This is a genomic window from Actinomadura sp. KC345, assembly GCF_004348515.1.
Taxonomy (GTDB): Bacteria; Actinomycetota; Actinomycetes; order Streptosporangiales; family Streptosporangiaceae; genus Spirillospora.
Genome location: NZ_SMKH01000446.1, coordinates 1 through 4,654, shown reverse-complemented (window position 1 = coordinate 4,654; position 4,654 = coordinate 1). Strand labels below are relative to the sequence as shown.

Annotated in this window: 4 protein-coding genes; all 4 read right to left on the bottom strand. The window is 70.7% G+C overall.

Annotated features, from left to right (window positions below; all coding sequences use genetic code 11):
* A partial coding sequence (locus E1281_RS37730) for a crosslink repair DNA glycosylase YcaQ family protein (RefSeq protein ID WP_243717779.1) occupies nt 1-1,184 on the bottom strand: 1,184 nt, incomplete at its 3' end.
* Between the two features lie 56 nt (nt 1,185-1,240).
* Entirely contained in the window at nt 1,241-1,897 is a 657-nt protein-coding gene (locus E1281_RS37725) for a response regulator transcription factor (protein ID WP_207943750.1), read from the bottom strand.
* A 513-nt stretch (nt 1,898-2,410) separates the two neighbouring features.
* Complete coding sequence (gene raiA / locus E1281_RS37720) at nt 2,411-3,067, bottom strand: ribosome-associated translation inhibitor RaiA (protein WP_131884492.1); 657 nt, start codon at nt 3,065-3,067, stop codon at nt 2,411-2,413.
* Between the two features lie 690 nt (nt 3,068-3,757).
* Complete coding sequence (locus tag E1281_RS42380) at nt 3,758-4,156, bottom strand: phosphoribosyltransferase family protein (RefSeq protein ID WP_243717778.1); 399 nt, start codon at nt 4,154-4,156, stop codon at nt 3,758-3,760.
* Nucleotides 4,157-4,654 lie beyond the last annotated feature (498 nt).

Here is a 4,654-nt window from a genome sequence, read left to right as displayed (position 1 = left end):
GCCTTGAGGAGGGCGGGGGGTAGGTCGGATCGTTCGATTTGGACGTTGTCGCAGCCGACCCAGGTGGCGGCGCGCCATAGGGCCGTGGCCAGGGCGGCGGCTGAGGTCTCCGTGCGGGACGGGGTGCGGGTGGCCCATGGTTCGAGGGACGCCTGGCGGGCTATGAGGGTGCGGCCCTCTCGGGCCGGGTCGACTCGTCCCAGGAGGCGGCCGCCGGACAGGAGCGGCATCGCGAAGTAACCGTGGACGCGCTTGGCCTTGGGGACGTACGCCTCCAGGCGGTGGTCGAAGCCGAACACGCGGGAGGCTCGGGCCCTGTCCCAGACCAGGGAGTCGAACGGCGAGAGCAAGGTGGTCGCGTGCCTGCCGCGCGGTGGGGCGGCCAGTGCGGCGGGGTCGGCCCAGGCTCGCTGGGGCCAGCCGGCGACCGTGACGGGGACCAGTCCGGTCTCGCCGATCACCCGGTCGACCTGGTCCTGCTTGACCCGGTAGTAGTCGGCGAGGTCGCCGCGGGTCGCCACGCCCAGGGCCCGTCCCGCGCGTGTGATGAGGGCCGTCAGGCAGGCGTCGTCGTCGGGGTCCTGGGCGAGGAGTCCGGACGGGACGGCGCGTTCCGCGAGGTCGTAGACGCGGCGCCAGCCGACGCGTTCGACGCAGACGACCTCGCCGATGTCCAGCAGCCACTCGATGCCGATCTTGTGGTCGCTCCAGTCCCACCAGTCGGCGCTCGCCTTGGCGCCGCCGAGCTCCCTGGTGGTCAGCGGGCCGTCCGCCTTCAGGCGCTCGCGGATCTGGTCGCAGACGCCTTCGGGGACCTTGTGCCAGCGCCATCCGCGGCGCAGGTAGGCGCGGCGGCGGAACGCGAAGAGCGGCCAGTCGGCCATGGGCAGCAGGGACGCGGCATGCGCCCAGTACTCGAACGCTCCGGGAGCGGGGGCCTTGCGGGGCGCGGTTCCGTTCGCGCCCCAGTAGGCGGCTTCGATCGCGGTGCGGCCGACCGGGCCCAGGCGGGCGTAAGGGACCAGTTCATGAGACCTGGCCAGGACGGAGATCGTGTCGAGCTGGACGGCGCCGAGCCGTTCCAGCATCGCCGGTACGCCGCCCTTTGGCCGCGCGCCCAGGAAGCCCTGGGCGCGCAGTTGGAGCCGTCGTGCCTCGTCCGCGCTGAGTTCTTCCTCGACCACGACGGCGATGCTACGTCACAACACCGACAAAAGCCGATTGCCGGTCGCCCTCCGGCTCAGGTGATCTCCAGGAGCTTCTCCCGGACGGCGTAGACGACGGCCTCCATCCGGGAGTGGAGCTGGAGCTTCTCCAGGATGTTGCGGACGTGGTTCTTCACGGTGTTCTCGGAGATGAACAGCTCGCGGGCGATCTCCCGGTTGCCGAGGCCGCGGGCGACGAGCCGCAGCACCTCCATCTCGCGTTCGGTCAGGCGGGGCGCGGGGACCTGCTGGGTGCGCTCCTCGCTGCTCTTGGCCAGCGCGGCGAACTCGGTGATGAGCTTGGACGCCATCGACGGGCTGATCAGCGACTGCCCGCCGTGCACGGCGCGCACCGCCTGGGGGACCTCGTCGATGGAGATCTCCTTGAGCAGGTAGCCGCTGGCCCCGGCCTTGATCGCCTCGAAGAGGTCCTCCTCCTCGTCGCTGATGGTCAGCATGACGATCTTCGCGCTCGGTGCCGCGTCCTTGATGGCGGTGCACGCCTCGATGCCGCTGCGGCGGGGCATCCTGATGTCCATCAGGACGACGTCGGGCAGCAGGTCCCCGGCCATCTCGACGGCCTCGTGCCCGTCGCCGCCCTCGCCGATGACCTCGATGTCGTCCTCGCCTTGCAGGACCATCTCCAGGCCCCTGCGGAACAGCGCATGGTCGTCGACGATGAGCACGCGGATCGGGTCGGCCGTTCCGGCCGGCCGTGCCGCCTCCCGGTCGGCGGGGGTTGCGCCGGAGCCGGTCTGACGGGGTACCGCCGCGGCGTCGCGAGCCTCGGGATTCTCGCTCACCAGAGTCGCGGCGTGGAGGAGACGCCGCTTCCCCCCTTCACTATTCAGCGATATGGAACTACCGGAGGGTTCTTCTCCGACGGGTCGTCCTCGGGAACCTACGTGGTCCGGGGGCGAACCCGGGGGATTTCGGGCCGGGTGTTCCCCGGTGAACTGCCGTGCGCCCCGGGAGGTTCCCGGGTGGGTCGCCGCGAGTCCGGGGCCCCGCGCGACCCGCCGTCGCGGGGCGGCGGTGACCGGGCGGGCCCGGAACGGCCGGCCGAGCGGCGCTCGCGCCGTACCGGATCCCCCCCGGACCACCGCCGTCCGCGGATCGGCTGGTACGCCTTTTCAGATCATTACATGGTTCGGGCGGTGACGTGACGCGCGTGCCGCATCACCGTGTGGCCTCACCGGTGAGAATCACTCTTCGACGAGCCTGATGACTCCGTAGTCCCACCCTCTCCTCCGATATACGACCGAGGGGTGCCCGCTGGCCTTGTCCCGGTACAGGAAAAAGTCGTGGCCGACGAGTTCCATCTCGAGCAGGGCCTGCTCGATGCCCATCGGCTCGGCCTTGTGGAACTTCTCGCGGACGACGAGGGGGCCGTCGCCGTCCATGGGGATCGGGACGAGGTTCTCGTCCGGCGACACCTTCACCGGCTCGGCCTCGTCCGCGGCGGGCTCCGGAACGGCCGCCGGGGGTTCGGGTACCGGTTGCGGGAGCGCCTCGGGGAGCGTTTCCATCGTCGCGAGCTTGGCGCGGCCCTTGCCTCCGTGGCCCTTGCGCCTTTCCGAGTCGCGGCGCAGCCGCGACTCCAGTTTGTCGAGCGCGAGGTCGAGGGCTCCGTAGCGGTCGTCGGCGGCGGCTTCGGCCCGGATCACCGGGCCGCGGGAGCGGATCGTGAGCTCGACCCTTTCGCGCTGGTCGGCGAGCCGTGGGTTGTGTTCCTCGGACACCTCCACATCCACGCGGATGACCTTCTGGTTGAGCCGCTCGATCTTGGCCAGTTTGTTGTCGACGTGCCGACGGAACCTGTCGTTGACCTCGGTGTGCCGGCCCCTCACGGTGATGTTCACGCGGGACCCCCCCTTCTCCCGGTTGCGGGTAGGCGCTGCCCGGGATCCCTGACAACCGGGCAGGCGCCACAGGACGGTGGGTCGCACCCGCCCGGCCGACCTGGTCTTCGTCCCCACATCCGCCTGCTGAGGGACTCGCGGCGCTCTCGCCACTACTGCCCTTCTCCCTGTTCGGAGGATGTCGGATCCCCCGGCGGGGCAGGACTTACCTCTAAGGCGCACCGTGATCGGTCGACGAGAAGTCGCCTTACGTGGGCCGTTTCGCCTGCGCCTGGCATCGGCTAGCCGGACCGCCTGTCGTGCTCCTGACGAGCACTGCGATCCGACGCAACCACGGACCCGGGCGGGTGCCATGCCAGGAACGCTAACCCCTTACGCCTCGAATGTCAGGGGGGTGGGCGGAGGAAAAACTCACTGACCGTCATCGGGACCTGCCCCAACGGGACCCGGCCGCGCCCTCCGGACGCCCATCACATGCCGTGAACCCCCGTGTGCGCGCCCGTCGCGCGCCCGGCGCACCCGCAGGTCAGATCGAACTGGCCCCACGGTGAGTTTGACGAATCTCTACCCCTCCATGGCCTGACGTGACCCGCTTAACGCCACACACCCCCTCAAGGCAAGACATCTGGGACATGACCCCGACTACCGAAGGTAACTGCCTGCCACCCCACCCCCCGAACGTGAAGAAAGTCACCCGTGCGGAGTGCGAGTCGGGGCCGGGGTGCGCATCAGGGGGTGACGGCGAGGGGTTGCGGCGACGGTGGCGGCGCCGAGGAGGTCGGCGCCGGCCGCGCGTAGTACTCGTCCCGCTTCCGCCAGGGAGGCGCCGGTGGTGACCACATCGTCGACCAGGACGATGCTTCGGCCCGCCACCTCAGCGTGGGGCTTGAGTTCCAGGGCGCCCCGGAGGTTGGCGGATCGCTGTGCGGCTGTCAGTGCGGCCTGGTCGGCTACTCGTTTGCGCTGCTTCAAGGCGTCCATGCCGATCACCTGTACCCCGTCCGCGCGCAGCCGCTGCACGGCCACGTCCACCAGCCCTTGGACGGCGTCGTGGCCGCGGCGCCGGACGGCACGGCGTCTCGATGGCACCCACACCACCGCCGGCGGGTCATGCCCCAGAGAGAGCACGCGCTCGTCTCGCGCGGCCGGCGGCTTCTCAGTCGTCACGCGCCGGCCTTCGTGATGGGTGTGGCTGAGATGTGGCGCCAAGGCCGCGCGGAGGGATCTGGTGAGGGCCTCGCCCAACGGGACGGCCAAAGCCGTACGGCCGCGTTCCTTGTATGCGGCCAGGATCGCCCGGAGAGGGCCCTCATAGGCGGCGACGGTCCACGGGGGCGGGAGGCCGTCCGGCGCCGTCCTCGCGGGCCTTGCAGGCGCTCCCAGAGGCATCTCGCACGCGTCGCACAGCAGGAGGGGAGCCCCGCCGCATCCGGCGCAGGACTCGGGGAGGATCAAGTCGATCAGGTCGGTGAAGAAGCTCATGCCTCGACGATGCGGCCGCGAGCCTGCGCGCGTCCCGGATTCGCGCGCCTGTGGATAACCGCCTCGCACGCGCTCAGCGGGGGTAGCTGGGGTCCCGGGCCGGGG